Origin of the sequence: Arsenicitalea aurantiaca, assembly GCF_003994485.1 — a bacterium.
Taxonomy (GTDB): domain Bacteria; phylum Pseudomonadota; class Alphaproteobacteria; order Rhizobiales; family Devosiaceae; genus Arsenicitalea; species Arsenicitalea aurantiaca.
This window is the reverse complement of the sequence record NZ_RZNJ01000004.1, coordinates 360026-374583: the sequence shown is the minus strand read 5'-3', so window position 1 is coordinate 374583 and position 14558 is coordinate 360026. Positions and strand designations below refer to the sequence as shown.

General features: G+C 66.9%; 13 protein-coding genes. 7 read left to right on the top strand and 6 right to left on the bottom strand.

Annotation, left to right across the window (positions count from 1 at the left end):
* Positions 1-11: 11 nt before the first annotated feature.
* From EMQ25_RS13065 to pnp, 4 genes are all read left to right on the top strand, one after another.
* Positions 12-1010: a 2-hydroxyacid dehydrogenase gene (locus tag EMQ25_RS13065; RefSeq protein WP_127189021.1), complete on the top strand. Its 999-nt coding sequence runs from the start codon at positions 12-14 to the stop codon at positions 1008-1010.
* Positions 1011-1190: 180 nt separating this feature from the next.
* Positions 1191-2909: a sensor histidine kinase gene (locus tag EMQ25_RS13060; protein ID WP_127189020.1), complete on the top strand. Its 1719-nt coding sequence runs from the start codon at positions 1191-1193 to the stop codon at positions 2907-2909.
* 154 nt (positions 2910-3063) lie between these two features.
* A complete protein-coding gene (gene rpsO, locus EMQ25_RS13055; protein WP_127189019.1) occupies positions 3064-3333 on the top strand; it encodes a 30S ribosomal protein S15 in 270 nt (89 codons plus the stop codon).
* Between the two features lie 358 nt (positions 3334-3691).
* On the top strand, positions 3692-5824 hold the full coding sequence (pnp, locus tag EMQ25_RS13050) for a polyribonucleotide nucleotidyltransferase (protein ID WP_127189018.1): 2133 nt from the start codon (positions 3692-3694) through the stop codon (positions 5822-5824).
* A gap of 68 nt (positions 5825-5892) precedes the next feature.
* On the opposite strand, the gene EMQ25_RS13045 is transcribed toward pnp, so the two are convergent.
* Genes EMQ25_RS13045 through EMQ25_RS13020 form a run of 6 tightly spaced genes read right to left on the bottom strand, consistent with a single transcriptional unit; the run spans position 5893 to position 11306 of the window.
* On the bottom strand, positions 5893-6753 hold the full coding sequence (locus EMQ25_RS13045; RefSeq protein WP_127189017.1) for an aldose 1-epimerase family protein: 861 nt from the start codon (positions 6751-6753) through the stop codon (positions 5893-5895).
* A gap of 8 nt (positions 6754-6761) precedes the next feature.
* Positions 6762-7679, bottom strand: coding sequence for a phosphotriesterase family protein (locus EMQ25_RS13040; RefSeq protein WP_127189016.1), 918 nt, complete (start codon positions 7677-7679; stop codon positions 6762-6764).
* Entirely contained in the window at positions 7676-8974 is a 1299-nt protein-coding gene (locus EMQ25_RS13035; protein WP_127189015.1) for an FAD-dependent oxidoreductase, read from the bottom strand. Before EMQ25_RS13035 ends, EMQ25_RS13040 begins: the two co-directional genes overlap by 4 nt.
* Complete coding sequence (locus tag EMQ25_RS13030; protein WP_127189014.1) at positions 8971-9732, bottom strand: SDR family NAD(P)-dependent oxidoreductase; 762 nt, start codon at positions 9730-9732, stop codon at positions 8971-8973. The genes EMQ25_RS13035 and EMQ25_RS13030 overlap by 4 nt, the downstream gene beginning before the upstream one ends.
* Positions 9722-10501, bottom strand: a complete 780-nt coding sequence (locus EMQ25_RS13025; protein WP_127189013.1) for a sugar isomerase domain-containing protein — start codon at positions 10499-10501, stop codon at positions 9722-9724. The genes EMQ25_RS13030 and EMQ25_RS13025 overlap by 11 nt, the downstream gene beginning before the upstream one ends.
* A 4-nt stretch (positions 10502-10505) precedes the next feature.
* A complete protein-coding gene (locus tag EMQ25_RS13020) occupies positions 10506-11306 on the bottom strand; it encodes a GntR family transcriptional regulator (protein ID WP_127189012.1) in 801 nt (266 codons plus the stop codon).
* Positions 11307-11361: 55 nt separating this feature from the next.
* Here EMQ25_RS13020 and EMQ25_RS13015 point away from each other — a divergent pair, with 55 nt between their 5' ends.
* Genes EMQ25_RS13015 through EMQ25_RS13005 form a run of 3 tightly spaced genes read left to right on the top strand, consistent with a single transcriptional unit; the run spans position 11362 to position 14557 of the window.
* Positions 11362-12366, top strand: coding sequence for an ROK family protein (locus tag EMQ25_RS13015; RefSeq protein WP_127189011.1), 1005 nt, complete (start codon positions 11362-11364; stop codon positions 12364-12366).
* Positions 12363-13439: a Gfo/Idh/MocA family protein gene (locus tag EMQ25_RS13010; RefSeq protein WP_127189010.1), complete on the top strand. Its 1077-nt coding sequence runs from the start codon at positions 12363-12365 to the stop codon at positions 13437-13439. Before EMQ25_RS13015 ends, EMQ25_RS13010 begins: the two co-directional genes overlap by 4 nt.
* Positions 13436-14557, top strand: coding sequence for a Gfo/Idh/MocA family protein (locus EMQ25_RS13005; RefSeq protein ID WP_127189009.1), 1122 nt, complete (start codon positions 13436-13438; stop codon positions 14555-14557). The genes EMQ25_RS13010 and EMQ25_RS13005 overlap by 4 nt, the downstream gene beginning before the upstream one ends.
* Position 14558 lies beyond the last annotated feature (1 nt).

Sequence of the window (14558 nt, the reverse complement as noted above, 5' to 3'; positions counted from 1 at the left end):
ACGGAACGAGAATGACGGCCGGACGGCCATCGATCTTCGTTACCCGCCGCCTGCCCGAGGCGGTGGAGCAGCGCATGGAAGCCCTGTTCGATACCGCGCGCAACCCGTCAGATGCGCCGCTCGAAGCAGAAGCGATCCTTCATGGGCTCAGCGGGCGGGACGTGCTCGTGCCCACCATCACCGACCGGATCGACGCCGATCTCATCGCGCGGCTGCCCCAAAGCGTGCGGCTCATCGCGCAGTTCGGCAATGGCATCGACAATATCGACGTCGAGGCGGCCTATCGGCGGGGCCTGACCGTCACCAATACCCCGAGCGTGCCCACCGAGGACACCGCCGACATGGCGATGACGCTGATGCTGGCGCTGCCACGGCGGCTCGTGGAGGGCGCAACCCGGCTCCTGGCAGAGGGCGAATGGGCGGGCTGGTCGCCGACCGCGATGCTGGGGCAGAGGCTGCGCGGGCGCGCGCTCGGGATCGTCGGGATGGGCCGGATCGGCACGGCGGTGGCGCACCGGGCGCGCGCCTTCGGGCTTGCGATCCATTACTATTCGCGCCATCGCCGCCCGCCCTCGGTTGAAGAGCGGCTCGAGGCGACGCACTGGGCCGATCTCGACGCGATGCTGGGGGCGGTCGACATCGTGAGCCTCCACACCCCCCTCACCCGCGACACCCATCACATCCTCGATGCGCGCCGGATCGCGCTGATGCGCAAGGGCGCGATGGTGGTCAACGTCTCCCGGCCCGAGCTGATCGAGGAGGAGGCGCTGGTGGAAGGCATCGAGCGCGGGCATCTGAGGGGCGCGGCGCTCGATGTCTTCGAGCACAGGGCCGGGATCAACCCGCGTCTCCTCGCGCTGGCCCGCGAGGACCGGGTGGTGCTGACCGGGCACATGGCCTCGGCGACGCTCGAGACGCGCCTCGAGATGGGCGAGACGGTCATCGTCAACATCCGCGCCTTCATGGACGGCCACCAGCCGCCCCATCGTGTCCTGCCTGAAGGGCGATAGCGGCAACCGCAGGGCGGGGAGCGTCGTTGCCCTCTCCGACAAGGAGGCACGCAAAGTGCAGGCAAGCCATCAAATCGCGCCAATCGCGCGGATTTCTGAACCCGGGCGGTTCGCCGAATCAGGCCTGCGCGCTAGCCTTTTCTCTTTCGCCCGCATGTCGGGCCGCCAGCCGGACCGTACATGACCGCGACAGCCGAACCCGAGCCGAACCCGCGGCGACGCCTGCCGACGCCCCGGCCGATCACCCATTATCTCGTCATCCTCGTGCTCGTGGCGCTGCTGCCGGCCTTCGCCTTTTCGGCGATCCTGCTTCAGCGCAACAACGAGGCGCAGGAAAGGGTGGTGGAGAGCCTCATCATCGGCACGACGCGATCGATCGTGCAGGCGGTGGAGCGCGAGATCACCGCCAACATCACGACGCTGAGGATCCTCGCGACCACGCCCTCCCTGCTCGATGGCAATCTCGAAGGCTTCTATACCCGCGTGCAGATGGCCCTCGGCAACACCACAACGAACCTTTTCGTTCTCGACGAGACGCTGACCACCATTCTTTCGACCCGCGTCCCCTTCCCGCCCCAGCCGCAGCGCACCGCCGACCCGCAATCGGCGCAGGCGGCGATCGAGCGGGACGGGGTGGTGGTGTCGGATGTGTTGCTGGGCGCAGTGTCGCGCCAATGGGTCTTCAACATCCTGATGCCGGTCGAAAACGATGCGGGCGAGCAATATGTGGTCGCGCTCAACCAGGATGCGGGCGAGCTGACCACTGCACTGCTCTCAAGCGCGCTGCCCGATGGCTGGAACGTCGTGCTGATCGATTCGGACGCGACGGTGATCGCCGCCTCCCCTGACGGGGGAACGACGGGCGAAACCTTCGCGCTTGCCAGTGCGACAGACCTCACCACGAGCTTTGGCTGGCGGATCGTGGAGCGGGACGGGCGCGCCTATCGCGCGGTGATCCAGCGCTCGCCGCTGACGGGCTGGACGCTCTTTGCCTGGGCGCCGCGCGAGGTGATCGAGCGCCCGCTTCATGAAGCGGTCGCCTCGCTGCTGATCGGGGGGATCCTGCTTGCGCTCGCGGTCATCCTCGTCTGCTACTGGCTGGGGCTCAGGATCGGCCGCTCGGTGCGCGGGCTCGCCCATGACGCCAAGCGCCTCGGCGCGGGACAGAAGGTGACGCGCCACCATTATCCGATCGCCGAGATCGACACGGTTTCGGGCGTGATCGCGGAAGCGGGCGAACAGCGCCAGGCCGCCGAGACGGAGGTACGATTCCTGCTGCGCGAACTGGCCCACCGCTCCAAGAACCAGATGACCGTGATCGCGGCCATGGCCAAGCAGACCGCCAAGGGCGCCGACAACGTTCCCGAATTCGTCCAGAACTTCGAAAAGCGCATCTTCGGGCTCGCGCGCTCGACCGATCTGCTGCTTGCCAATGGCATGATCGGGGTGGACCTGCACGAATTGCTGAGCCGGCAGATCGACCCCTTCTGTCCGGTCGAGGGCAAGCGGGTCAGCCTTTCGGGTCCCGCGGTGCGTCTTAACACGCAGGCCGCGCAGATCATCGGCATGGGTGCCCATGAGATGGCGACCAATGCGGTCAAATACGGCGCGTTCTCGCGCGATGACGGCACGCTCGCCGTCTCCTGGCACCGGACGGGCGACATCGTCAGCCTCGTCTGGCGCGAGAGCGTCGGCACGCTAGCCGAGCGGCCCGACAGGCGTGGCTTCGGCACGACCGTGCTCGAGAACATGGTGGGTTCGGCGCTCGGCGCCGAGGTGACGCGCACGCTCCACACCGATGGGATGGAGTGGCGCTTCGACATTCCCATCGAGGCGCTCGACCCCAGCCATTCCCCCCATGGCGCGATCGAGGAAGAGGCCGGATCGAGCCCCGCTTAAGCCCTGTGCGCGCAGATTTGACTGGCAATCGGGCGCTTCATCGCCTATATGCCGGCCAGTCCGTCCGGGTCCGCCCGCGCGGACGAAATGGCATGCTCTGGACGACATCCCGGGGCATTGCGTCGTCAATCCTCTTTTCGAAAGGACGTTTCCGATGTCGATCACGCCAGAGCGCAAGGCTGCGCTCATCTCCGAATACGCCACCAAGCCGGGCGATACCGGCTCTCCCGAGGTCCAGGTCGCGATCCTCTCGGAACGCATCGCCAACCTCACCGAGCACTTCAAGAGCCACAACAAGGACAACCATTCCCGTCGTGGCCTGCTCAAGATGGTTTCCACGCGCCGCAGCCTGCTTGACTACGTCAAGAAGGGCGACGAGGCCCGTTATCGGAGCCTGATCGAAAGGCTCGGCCTGCGCCGCTAGGCACGGGTGACGACCGGGACGCGAGGCACGCCTCGCGTCCCTGCCTTTTTGGGGCCCGGCTTCGGCCGAACAGCTCCTCAAGGGCCAAGCGTAGGCCGGACAGTCATGCGGAGCATGGCGAGATCATCGGCCGTTCATGCGCCCTGCGGCGCAGCCTCTCCGGGGGCAAGGTGAACGGCTCATCGTCTTGTCCATGTTCCGCGCCCGCCAGAGCCGGCGGGCGCCGGCAACACACAGCGCCGATTTTGAGCCCGGGCCGCACATGGGGTGCGGGGACGGGGCTGGCGCAGCGGAACGATCGCGCAATCGGCTACGCGTTGCGCGTGCCAGTCGTTCCGGCAGAATGGAAAGACATGACATGTTTGATCACCACAAGGTAGAACTGAACTGGGGCGGCCAGCCGCTGACGCTCGAGACCGGCAAGATCGCCCGCCAGGCGGACGGCGCCGTGCTCGCGACGCTCGGCGAGACCGTCGTGCTCGCGACCGTCGTCAGCGCCAAGTCGCCCAAGCCCGGGATCGACTTCTTCCCGCTGACCGTCAACTACCAGGAAAAATACTTCGCGGCCGGCAAGATCCCCGGTGGCTACTTCAAGCGCGAAGGCCGCCCGACCGAAGCCGAGACGCTGACCTCGCGGCTCATCGACCGTCCGATCCGCCCGCTCTTTCCCGCGGGCTATCGCAACGAGACCCAGGTCATCATCACGGTTCTCCAGCATGACCTCGAGAACAATCCCGACGTGCTCGCCATGGTCGCGGCCTCTGCCGCGCTGACCATTTCGGGCGTGCCCTTCATGGGCCCGATCGGCGCAGCGCGCGTGGGCTATGTGGACGGCGAATACGTGCTCAACCTCGCCGTCGACCGGCGCGACGAGAGCAAGCTCGACCTCGTCATGGCCGGCACCGCCGACGCCGTGCTGATGGTGGAATCGGAAGCCCACGAGCTTTCCGAGGAGGTGATGCTGGGCGCCGTGATGTTCGGCCACGCCCAGAGCCGCAAGGTGATCGAGGCGATCATCAAGCTCGCGGAGCTTGCCGCCAAGGAGCCCCGCGACTTCCAGCCTGAGGATCATTCCGAGCTCGAAACCGCCATGCTCGGCTTCATCGAGCAGGATCTGCGCGCCGCCTACCAGAACACCAAGAAGGAGCTGCGCTACGCAGCCGTCGACGAAGCCAAGCAGAAGGTGAAGGATCATTTCGCCCTGCAGGTCGAGAACGGCGTCTACACCGCCGAGCAGATCGGGGGCGTGTTCAAGTCGCTCCAGGCCAAGATCGTGCGCTGGAACATCCTCGACACCGGCCACCGCATCGACGGACGCGACCTCAAGACCGTCCGCCCGATCGTCTCGGAAGTCGGCATCCTGCCGCGCACCCACGGCTCGGCGCTCTTTACCCGCGGCGAGACGCAGGCGCTGGTCGTCGCGACGCTCGGCACCGGGGATGACGAGCAGTTCGTCGACAGCCTCGAAGGCACCTCCAAGCAGAACTTCATGCTGCACTACAACTTCCCGCCCTATTCGGTCGGTGAAGCGGGTCGCATGGGATCGCCCGGCCGTCGCGAGATCGGCCATGGCAAGCTCGCGTGGCGCGCCATCAACCCGCTGCGGCCGAAAGCCGAGGAGTTCCCCTACACGATCCGCGTGGTCTCCGAGATCACCGAATCCAACGGGTCCTCGTCCATGGCGACCGTCTGCGGCACGAGCCTTGCGCTGATGGATGCGGGCGTGCCGATGGCACGGCCCGTGGCCGGCATCGCCATGGGGCTGATCCTCGAAGGCGAGAAGTTCGCCGTGCTCTCGGACATCCTCGGGGACGAGGATCACCTCGGCGACATGGACTTCAAGGTCGCCGGGACCGAAAAGGGCGTCACCTCGCTCCAGATGGACATCAAGATCGCCGGCATCACCGAGGAGATCATGAAGGTCGCTCTCGAGCAGGCCAAGGGCGGTCGCGAGCACATCCTGGGCGAGATGGCCAAGGCCATCACCTCGGCCCGCTCGGAAGTGGGCGAGTTCGCCCCGCGCATCGAATCGATCACCATCCCCACCGACAAGATCCGCGAAGTGATCGGCTCGGGCGGCAAGGTGATCCGCGAGATCGTGGAGAAGACCGGCGCCAAGGTCGACATCAATGATGACGGCACGGTCAAGGTCTCGTCCTCGGACGGCAAGGCGATCGATGCGGCCATCAAGTGGATCAAGTCGATCACCGATGAGCCCGAGGTCAACGCCATCTACCAGGGCACCGTGGTCAAGACGGCCGATTTCGGCGCGTTCGTGAACTTCTTCGGGGCCAAGGACGGCCTCGTGCACATCTCGCAGCTCGCCGAGCAGCGCGTCGCCAAGACCACGGACGTGGTCAAGGAAGGCGACAAGGTGTGGGTGAAGCTTCTCGGCTTCGACGAGCGGGGCAAGGTCCGCCTCTCCATGAAGGTCGTCGACCAGGCGACCGGCCAGGAGATCAAGAAGGGCGAAGAGGCCGTCGAGGCCTGAGCCCCGATCTTTGACGAAAAGAGCCCCGGATCCGATGGATCCGGGGCTTTTCTTTTGGCCGGTGGTCGTCAGTCGAACGTCATCTGCATGGCAAAGCGCGCCGTTTCCCCGGGCGGGAGCAGGATGGTGTTGGGCCTGTCCTCGAGCGCATCGCCCGTTCCTGCCTCAGGCGCAGTGCCGTGCCAGGGCTCGATGCAAAGGAACGGTGCGTCCGGCTTGGTCCAGAGGGCGAGGTCGGGCAGGTTCTCGGACCCGCACCGCACCCGGCGCCCGCCTTCGGCTGAAAAGACGAGGCCCGGCCCCGCGCCATCGGGGAAGATCATCGCATCCTCGGCGAAATGGGCGTGCCGGGGCTCGAGGACGCCTTTTACGAATGGGCTTGGATAGATGTGGCCCCGCCTCAGGAGCCCCTCCCCGTCCACCCGCCGCATTTCGGGCGCGCCACCGCTTTCGAGGGTGACCCTGTGGAGGCGGCCCTCGGAGCCCGGCAGGGGCCAGCGGAGCGCCGGATGAAAGCCGAAGCCGAAGGGCATGGGCACCGCGTCGCGGTTCTCGATCACCACCTCGGTTGCAAGCGTTCTGCCTTCGAGGGCGTGGGTTACGGTGAGGGCAAAGGCGAAGGGGAAGCTCTGGCGGGTCGCTTCGGTGTCGGAGAGGACGAAGCTGCAGCGCGTCTTATCGGCAATGAGCGGGGCAAAGACCGCAGTGCGCGTGAAGCCATGCGGGGCCATGGGAAAGCGCTCGCCCGCGATCGAGACGTGGCCGGCCGGGCTCTTGCCGACGACCGGGAAGAGGAGCGGCGCACGGCCTTTCCAGAAGGTCTCGTCGCCATGCCAGAGCCATTCGGCCCCGTCGGCGCCGGTGATCGATTGCAGTTCTGCGCCGAGCGGGGAAATCTCGACGCTGAGCTCGTCATTGGCGATGCGCATCTGCGCTCCTAGGCGGGGGTGAAGGCGAGGAATCGCCGCGGATTGTCGCGGAGAAGCAGATCGATGTCACCCTCTCCGAGCCCTGCCGCGCGCAGGGCGGGGACGATGGTGCGGGGGATGTGGGCGAAGCCCGGCCCGCCGCCCCAGGCCTCGTGATAGGAGCGGCGCGCCATGTCGCCTGCGATGAGGATCTGCGGGCCGGCGCCGGCCGCGAAAAGTTCGACGATCAGCCGGACGCGCTCGGCATCGGGGAGGTATTTGGCCTTGGCGAACTGGTCGAACCCGAAATAGGCGCCGGTGGCGGCGACTTCGCGGAGATAGGGCAGATCGGGTTTGAGATCGAGATGGCCGAGGAGGATGCGGTCGGGCGCTACGCCATGGCGGGCGAGGAGCTCGACCTGGCCGATGGCCCAGGTGCCCTTTTCGGTGTGGGTCGAAATGGGCGCATTGGTGCGCAGATGGGCGATGGCGGCGGCCTCGAAGACGCGGGCCTCGTTTTCCCCCGGACCATCGAGGCTGGAGGAGGCCTTGATCACCCCGCAGCGGATTTTGCGCGGGCCGGCGCCATTGGCGACGTCGGACGCCATCCAGTCGGCGATCTCGGCGGTCGATCGCGCGGCGCTCAGCCGGTCGGCGAACTTGCCCTTGTTGTAGCCGGTGGCGGCGACGATGTGGACGCCCGAGCGCAGGGAGAGATCGGCGAGGGTCTCGAGATCGCGACCATAGTCCACGGTCGTCATTTCGATCAGCGCGCCGCCGCCGACGGCTTTGAACCGTGAGAGCTCGTCCTCGGCTTTTGTCGGGTCGTCGAGCCGGAGGTCGGGATCGGCGACGTCTTCGGGCGGCACGGCATAGACATGCTCGTGCCCGAGGGTCAGCCCGAGGGTTTCGGGGGCGATGTCGCCCAGCACGGTGCGGATGATCATGAGAGGATCGCTCCCATTTCAAGGAGGCGGGTGCGCAGCGTTTTCGGATCGATCTGGGACGGTTCGGCGCCGTTCGCGACCGAGAGCGCGGCGGCGACGCCCGCGGCCTGGCCCATGGCGAGGCACTGGCCTATCGAGCGCACGCTCGCATGCGCATCATGCGAGGCGCTGAGGCAGCGGCCGGCGACGATGAGGCCATCGACCTGTTGCGGCAGGAGCGCGCGATAGGGGATGTCATAGGTGCCGCTATCGGGCACGTATTCCCAGCGCGTATCGCCGCCGGCATGGTGCTCCTCGATGGGGGCGCCGCACTGGGCGATGGCATCGTCGAATTTTGCCGCCGACAGCACATCCTCGCGCGTCAGCCAGTAGCGGCCCTTGATGCGGCGGGTTTCGCGCACGCCGATCTGGGTGGCGAGACCGCCCAGCACCGCGTTTTCGTAGCCGGGCACTTCGGCCTTGAGGAAGCGCGCGTATTCGAGCGCCTGCGCGCGGCCCTCGCGCTCGGCGGCGGAAAGCTGAACGATTTCGGTGCCGTCGACGCCCCCGACGCGGGTCATGTTGGTGACCATGACGCCCTCATGCGGGGTGATGTGAGCGCTGCCCTCCTTGCGGGGCAGACGGTAGCGATCCGATTTCTCGGCCATCAGCGCCCACATCTCGGCCTTGGGAAACGCCTTGGCGCGCGCGACGTCGACATTGATCATCTTGAAGGTGGTGGTGAGGGACTGGGCGATGCCGAGCGCGCCTGCATCCTCGAAGGGCGCGCCGGCGCGGGCGGCGACATGAGCGTCGCCCGAACTATCGACAATGATCCTTGCGCGGATCGCCTGCGGCCCCTTGGGCGTGCCGACGACGATGCCGGCGAGGCGATCGCCATCTTTCAGGATATCGAGGAAATAGGCGTGAAAGAGCACCGAGACGCCCGCACCGGCGGCAAGTTCGTCCCAGACGACTTTCAGCGTTTCGGGATCATAGGTGAGCCCGGCGCCGGCGCCATAGGTGTTCGGGCGCTTCAAGACCATCTTGCGCTTTTCGAGCCCGGCGATCACCTCGTCGGGGATGCCGCCGACGACTTTGCGCTCGACCGCGCCGGGGGTGTAAAAGCCATAGAATGTGTCGAGCACCATGACGCCGGTGCCGCCCAGAAACCCGTAACGCTCGACCAGCACCACGCGCGCGCCCTGGCGCGCCGCGGCGATGGCGGCGGCCGAACCGGCGCTGCCTCCGCCGACGACCAAGACGTCGCATTCGGCAAGCTCAGGCAGCTCCGCCCGGTAATCGATGCTGTTCATCCTGCCACTCCCCAGCCGCCGGCGACTTCGAGGACACTGCCCGTAACGAAGCCGGCGCGGTCCGTTGCGAGATAGGCGATGGCCTCTGCCACGTCGTCGGCCTTGCCGAACCGGCCGGTCAGGGGCTGGCGGATCTTCATGTATTGAATGGTCGTCTCGTCGGACTGGGCGCGGAGGCTCATCGGGGTTTCGATGAGCCCGGGCGCCACCGCATTCACCCTTATGCCATGGGTGGTGTAATAGGCAGCCATGGCGCGGGTGAGCCCGATGATGGCGGCCTTGCTCGCCGCATAGGCGTGGGTGGCAAAGAGCGCCGACGGCGCGTAGCCGAGCACCGAGGCGGTGTTGACGATGCTGCCCGATTTCGCCGCCATCATCGGCCGGAGCGCGGCCCGGCACATGGCGAGGGTGGTTTTTGCATTGGTGTCCATCACCGCGTCCCACCCCTCATCGGTGCATTCATGAGCCGGCCCGTCCCCGAAGCGGCGCCCGGAAATGCCGACGACGTTGACGAGGATGTCGAGCCGGCCGAAGCGCGCAAGCGTTTCGGCGACGGCGCGATCGGCGCTGCCCTTTTCGGTGAGGTCGGCCTCGATGGTCAGAAGATCAGGGAGTTCGGCCGAAAGCGCGGCGAGGTTTTGATCGCTTCGGTCGACGCAGGCGAGCCGATGCCCCTCCCCCGCCAGAAGCCGCAGCGTGGCGGCGGCGATGCCCGAGCCCCCGGTGACGAGCGCGACGCTTTCCCGATCAGCCGCCATAGACGATCTTCACCCGGTCGCGATAATCGTTATAGGCATCCTCGAAGCGCTGCTTGGAGGCTTCGGCGCCCATGGTGTGGGCGCTGGCCAGCACCAGCGGCATCTGCCCGCGTTGGGCAAGGTCTGCAGCGACGAGGCACTTGAGCGCGTTGACGACGGCAGTGTTGCCGATGGTCGAGCCGGGGCCGACGGGAACGTCGACGCCGGGCACGTCGACCATGCCGTCGCCGGGCACCGCGCAATTGTCGATGACGAGATCGGCGACGTCGGACAGTTTCTTGCCGGAGGAATGGCCGCTCTTCAGAAGCGCCGAATATTCGGCGGCGATGATGGCGATGACCTTCATGCCGCGCTTCTTGGCGCCGAGCGCGATATCGACCACGACGCCATTGGTGCCCGAGGTCGAAAAGACGATCATCACGTCATGTTCGCGGAAGACGAAATTGGAGAGGATGACCTCCCCGAACCCTTCCTGACGTTCGATCCACATGGCCTGGCGCTGGCCGTTGGAGCCGACCACCTGGGTATGATTGGTCATGGACAATTCGACCATGGGGTGAAAGCCGGGGAAGCTGCCATAACGGGGGAACACCTCCTCCACCGCCATGCGCGAATGGCCGGTGCCGAAGAGGTGGACGAGCCCCCTTTTGGCGATGGCGGCGGCGCACCATTCGGCCGCCTGCACGATGGCGTCCATCTGGGTTTCGCGCACCCGCTTCATCAGAGCGTCGGCGGCGTCGAGGTAATCAAGGGCCGGTTTGGTATCCATGGGCTCAATCGTGTTTGCGGGTGATCTGGGTGTTGCCGCCCGAAAGGGTGACGCGGAAGCTCGATTTGTCCCCGCGCCCCCAGCGGCGGGTGAATTCGACGGCCTGCCCGCGATCTGTCGAGACGGTGCGCTCGGTGTAGACGAGCGGGCTGCCTTCGGGGATGTCGAGATGGCGGGCGAGATCGCGATCGGCCGCGACCGCTTCGAGCGTCTCCTCGCCATGGGCGAGGACGAGGCGATAGCGCCGGCCGAGCAGGGCGTAAAGCGAGCCCGAGAGATCCTGCTCGAGGAGGTCTGGCGCGAGCGCCTCGTTGATCGCCGAGATCTCGTAAAGGAGCGGATCGGCATTGACGAGCCGCACCCGCTCGATGAGCGCGACGGGCGCGCCCGGCAGGATGCCGAGGGCGCGGGCGACGCGCGGATCGGCATTGGCGAGCCGGCGCCCGACGAGCCGCGAGGACGGTTCGAGCCCCTGGGCACGCATATTGTCGGAGAAGCCGGCAAGCAGCTCGAGGCGCTGCTCGACCTTGGGGGCATGAGGAAAGGTCCCCCGCCCCTGCCGGCGGACGAGCCAGCCCTCGATCTCGAGCTCCTGGATCGCCTGGCGCACGGTGGCGCGCGAGACGCCGAGCTCGGTCATCAGCTGGCGCTCGGAGGGGATCGGGCTTTCCGCATCCCAGGCGCCATTGCGCAGGCCGTGGAGGAGTGCTTCCTTGATCTGCACAAAGAGCGGCAGCGGGGCCTTGGGATCGATTGCGCTGCGCAGATCGGGCGGCAACATGAGCTCAGCTCTTGGTCTGGACATCCGGTGGTCCGTACCTTTATAGTCTCGGAACCGGCGTTTAGGCAAGGGCCACGAATTGACCCAGTCCACCCCATCAGGGCGCCTGCCCGCGACGATCGGCGTCGATATCGGGGGCACGCGCTACAAGATCTGCTGGCTCGGCGCGGAGGGCGGCCCGCGCGACGTCATCAGCCGCCCCACCGGTGGGCACAGGCAGGTGGGAACGGTGCTCGCGGAAATTGCGGAGGCGATCGCCGAAACGCGGGCCGCGGCCATCCATGCCGGCCATGACATCCTTGCGGTAGGCGTCGGCATCCCCGCCGTACTCGACCTTCAGGGCGGGCGGATCGTGCTGCTGCCCAATTTCTCCGGCTCCTGGCAGAATTTCCGGCTCGCCGCGGCGCTCGAAGCCCTCGTGCGCCTGCCCGTCCACATCATCAACGATGCACGCGCCTATACGCTCGCTGAATCCCGGCTTGGCGCCGGGCGCGGGGTGGCGGACCTGCTCGCGATCACGCTCGGCACCGGGGTGGGCGGCGGGCTCGTGCTTTCAGGCGCGCTCCGGTTCGGGCCCAACCACATGGCGGGCGAATTCGGCCACATCACCTACGATCCCCACGGGGCAAGATGCGGCTGCGGGGCGCGGGGCTGCATCGAGGCCTATGCGTCGGGCTCGGCGATCGCTGCGGCCGCGCTGCGCCCGCTGCTGCAGGGTCGCATGCCGATTTTGCGCGAGCTAATCGGCAACGAACCGGCGCGGCTCGATGCCGATGCGGTGGCGCGGGCGGCGGCTGCGGGCGAGCCCGAAGCGGAGGAGATCTATGCGCAGGTCGCCCATGTTCTGGGGCTCGGCATCGCCCATGTGATGAAGATCGCCGATATTTCCTGCGTCGTGGTCGGCGGTGGCGTCGCGGCGGCGGGAGAGGTGCTTCTCTCACCGCTCCGTGAAGCGGTGCGGGCGAACAGCATCGTATTCGGCGCGTTCCAGCCTCGTATCGTGCGGGCGGAGGTGGAGCAGGCCGGCGCTGCCGGAGCCGCCCTCTGGGCACGCGAAGAGACCATGAAAGGGAGCAGGGCATGAAGAGATGGCGTGTCGCAGGGATCAATTTCGACCACATGCATATGGGGGATCTCCTGCGCGAGGTTTTCGCGCACGAGGACGCCGAGATCGTGGGGCTCTGCGATGCCGATCCCGCCCGCATGCAGGACGCCATCGCCAATTTCTCGGTGCCGCCCGAGCGCGTCTTCACCGATCTCGACCGGTGCATGAAGGAAAGCCGGCCGGACCTCGTCATCCTCTGCCCGGCGACCGCCGAGCATGCCGACCATGTCGAGCGCGTTGCGCCCTACGGCACGGCGATCCTCGTCGAAAAGCCCTTTGCCGCGTCGCTGGCGGACGCCGACCGGATGCTGAAGGCGGTGGCGACCCATGGCAACCGGCTCGTCATCAACTGGCCGCTCGCCTGGTATCCGCCCCACATCACCACCAAGCGCCTGATCGATGAGGGCGCCATCGGTGAGGTGCTTGAAATCCATTATTATGATGGCAATCGCGGGCCGCTCTACCATCGCGCCGACAAGGAGGAGGTAAGCGAGGATGCCGCGATCGTCGAAAAGGCCTCGTCCTGGTGGTATCGGGAGGAAACCGGCGGCGGGAGCCTGCTCGATTATCTGGGCTATGGGGCGACGCTCGGCACCTGGTTCATGGATGGGCGCGCGCCGATTGCCGTGACCAGCGTCGTCGACCAGACGCCCGGGCTCGAAGTGGACGAGCATTCGATCACGATTGCGCGCTACGACACCGGGCTCTCCAAGTTCGAGACGCGCTGGGGCACGTTCAGCGACCCCTGGCTGACCCAGCCGCAGCCCAAATGCGGGTTCGTCGTCGTCGGGACCGAAGGCACCATCGCGAGTTATGACTATGAAGAGACCATTGCGCTGCAGACCAGGGCGCGGCCGGAAATCCATACCCTGCCCGTCGACGTGATCGCCGCCCCCAATCGCGGGCCGATCGAACACGTCCTCGCGTGCCTCGATACGGGAGCGCCCGTGACCGGTCCGCTCGACCCCCAATTGTGCCGGATCGCCCAGCGGATCGTCGACACCGCCCTCCTCTCGGCCCGGGAAGGGCGCACGCTGGAGCTGATCGGATGAACGAGACGAGACACATGGCCGAGGACAGCCAGTACGCGATCGCCAGCAGCGAGGTGCCGCGGATCGCGGCGCCCGACCTGCCCTATCGCCCGCCCCACCCGGAAACCTGGCGGCCCCGGATCGGGCTCGTGGGCGCAGGCGGCATCGCCCATGCACATCTCGAAGCCTATCGCGACCACGGGTTCGACGTCGCGGTGATCATGGACCGGCACGCCGACCGGGCAGAAGCGCGGCGGGACGAGTATTTTCCCGATGCCGAAGCGACCGATGATCTCGCTGCCGTGCTCGGGCGCGAGGACATCGATATCGTCGACATCACCACCCACCCCAAGGCGCGGGTGGAGCTCATCGAACAGGCGCTCGAAGCGGGCAAGCACGTCCTCAGCCAGAAGCCCTTCGTCACCGACCTCGATATCGGGGAGCGGCTCTGCCGGCTGGCCGAAGACAAGGAGCTTGTGCTGGCGGTCAACCAGAACGGGCGCTGGGCACCCTATTTCGCCTATATGCGCGAAGCGGTGCGGCGGGGGCTGATCGGCACGCTGCAGAGCGTGCATCTGGGAGTGCATTGGGACCATAGCTGGACCAAGGGCACCCGGTTCGAGGAGATCGACGATCTCGTCTTTTATGATTTTGCCATCCACTGGTTCGATTTCCTCGGCTCCCTGATCGGGGAGACGGCGACCAGCGTCTATGCCACCCGGGCCCGCGCCGCAGGTCAGGAGATGGCGCCGCCCATGCTGGCGCAGGCGCTGGTGGCGTTTCCCGGCGGGCAGGCGTCGCTGGTCTTCGATGCGCATGCGGTCCATGGCGCGCTTCATACGAGCTTCATTTCGGGCACCGAGGGCGCGCTGATCAGCACCGGCCCCGATCTCGCCGACCAGGTGGTGGAAATCCATACCGCCGAGGGTGTCGGCGTTCCGGCGCTCGGTGGGCGCTGGTTCAATGACGGGTTCGCAGGGGCGATGGGGGAACTCGCCGCCGCCATCGAAGCGGGGCGAACTCCGATCAACGGGGCACGCGAGAACCTTTCGAGCCTTGCGCTCTGTTTTGCCGCGATCGCCTCTTCGCATGGCGGCGGGGCGGTGAGCCCGGGCAGCGTCCGGAGGATCTCGGACTAGG

Coding starts and splice junctions, on each gene's coding strand:
- EMQ25_RS13025 (WP_127189013.1), bottom strand. CDS start 10,501: ATGGATACCAAACCGGCCCTTGATTACCTCGACGCCGCCGACGCTCTG.
- EMQ25_RS13040 (WP_127189016.1), bottom strand. CDS start 7,679: ATGATCATCCGCACCGTGCTGGGCGACATCGCCCCCGAAACCCTCGGG.
- EMQ25_RS13045 (WP_127189017.1), bottom strand. CDS start 6,753: ATGCGCATCGCCAATGACGAGCTCAGCGTCGAGATTTCCCCGCTCGGC.
- EMQ25_RS13020 (WP_127189012.1), bottom strand. CDS start 11,306: ATGTCCAGACCAAGAGCTGAGCTCATGTTGCCGCCCGATCTGCGCAGC.
- EMQ25_RS13010 (WP_127189010.1), top strand. CDS start 12,363: ATGAAGAGATGGCGTGTCGCAGGGATCAATTTCGACCACATGCATATG.
- rpsO (WP_127189019.1), top strand. CDS start 3,064: ATGTCGATCACGCCAGAGCGCAAGGCTGCGCTCATCTCCGAATACGCC.
- EMQ25_RS13035 (WP_127189015.1), bottom strand. CDS start 8,974: ATGAACAGCATCGATTACCGGGCGGAGCTGCCTGAGCTTGCCGAATGC.
- EMQ25_RS13030 (WP_127189014.1), bottom strand. CDS start 9,732: ATGGCGGCTGATCGGGAAAGCGTCGCGCTCGTCACCGGGGGCTCGGGC.
- EMQ25_RS13060 (WP_127189020.1), top strand. CDS start 1,191: ATGACCGCGACAGCCGAACCCGAGCCGAACCCGCGGCGACGCCTGCCG.
- EMQ25_RS13065 (WP_127189021.1), top strand. CDS start 12: ATGACGGCCGGACGGCCATCGATCTTCGTTACCCGCCGCCTGCCCGAG.
- EMQ25_RS13005 (WP_127189009.1), top strand. CDS start 13,436: ATGAACGAGACGAGACACATGGCCGAGGACAGCCAGTACGCGATCGCC.
- pnp (WP_127189018.1), top strand. CDS start 3,692: ATGTTTGATCACCACAAGGTAGAACTGAACTGGGGCGGCCAGCCGCTG.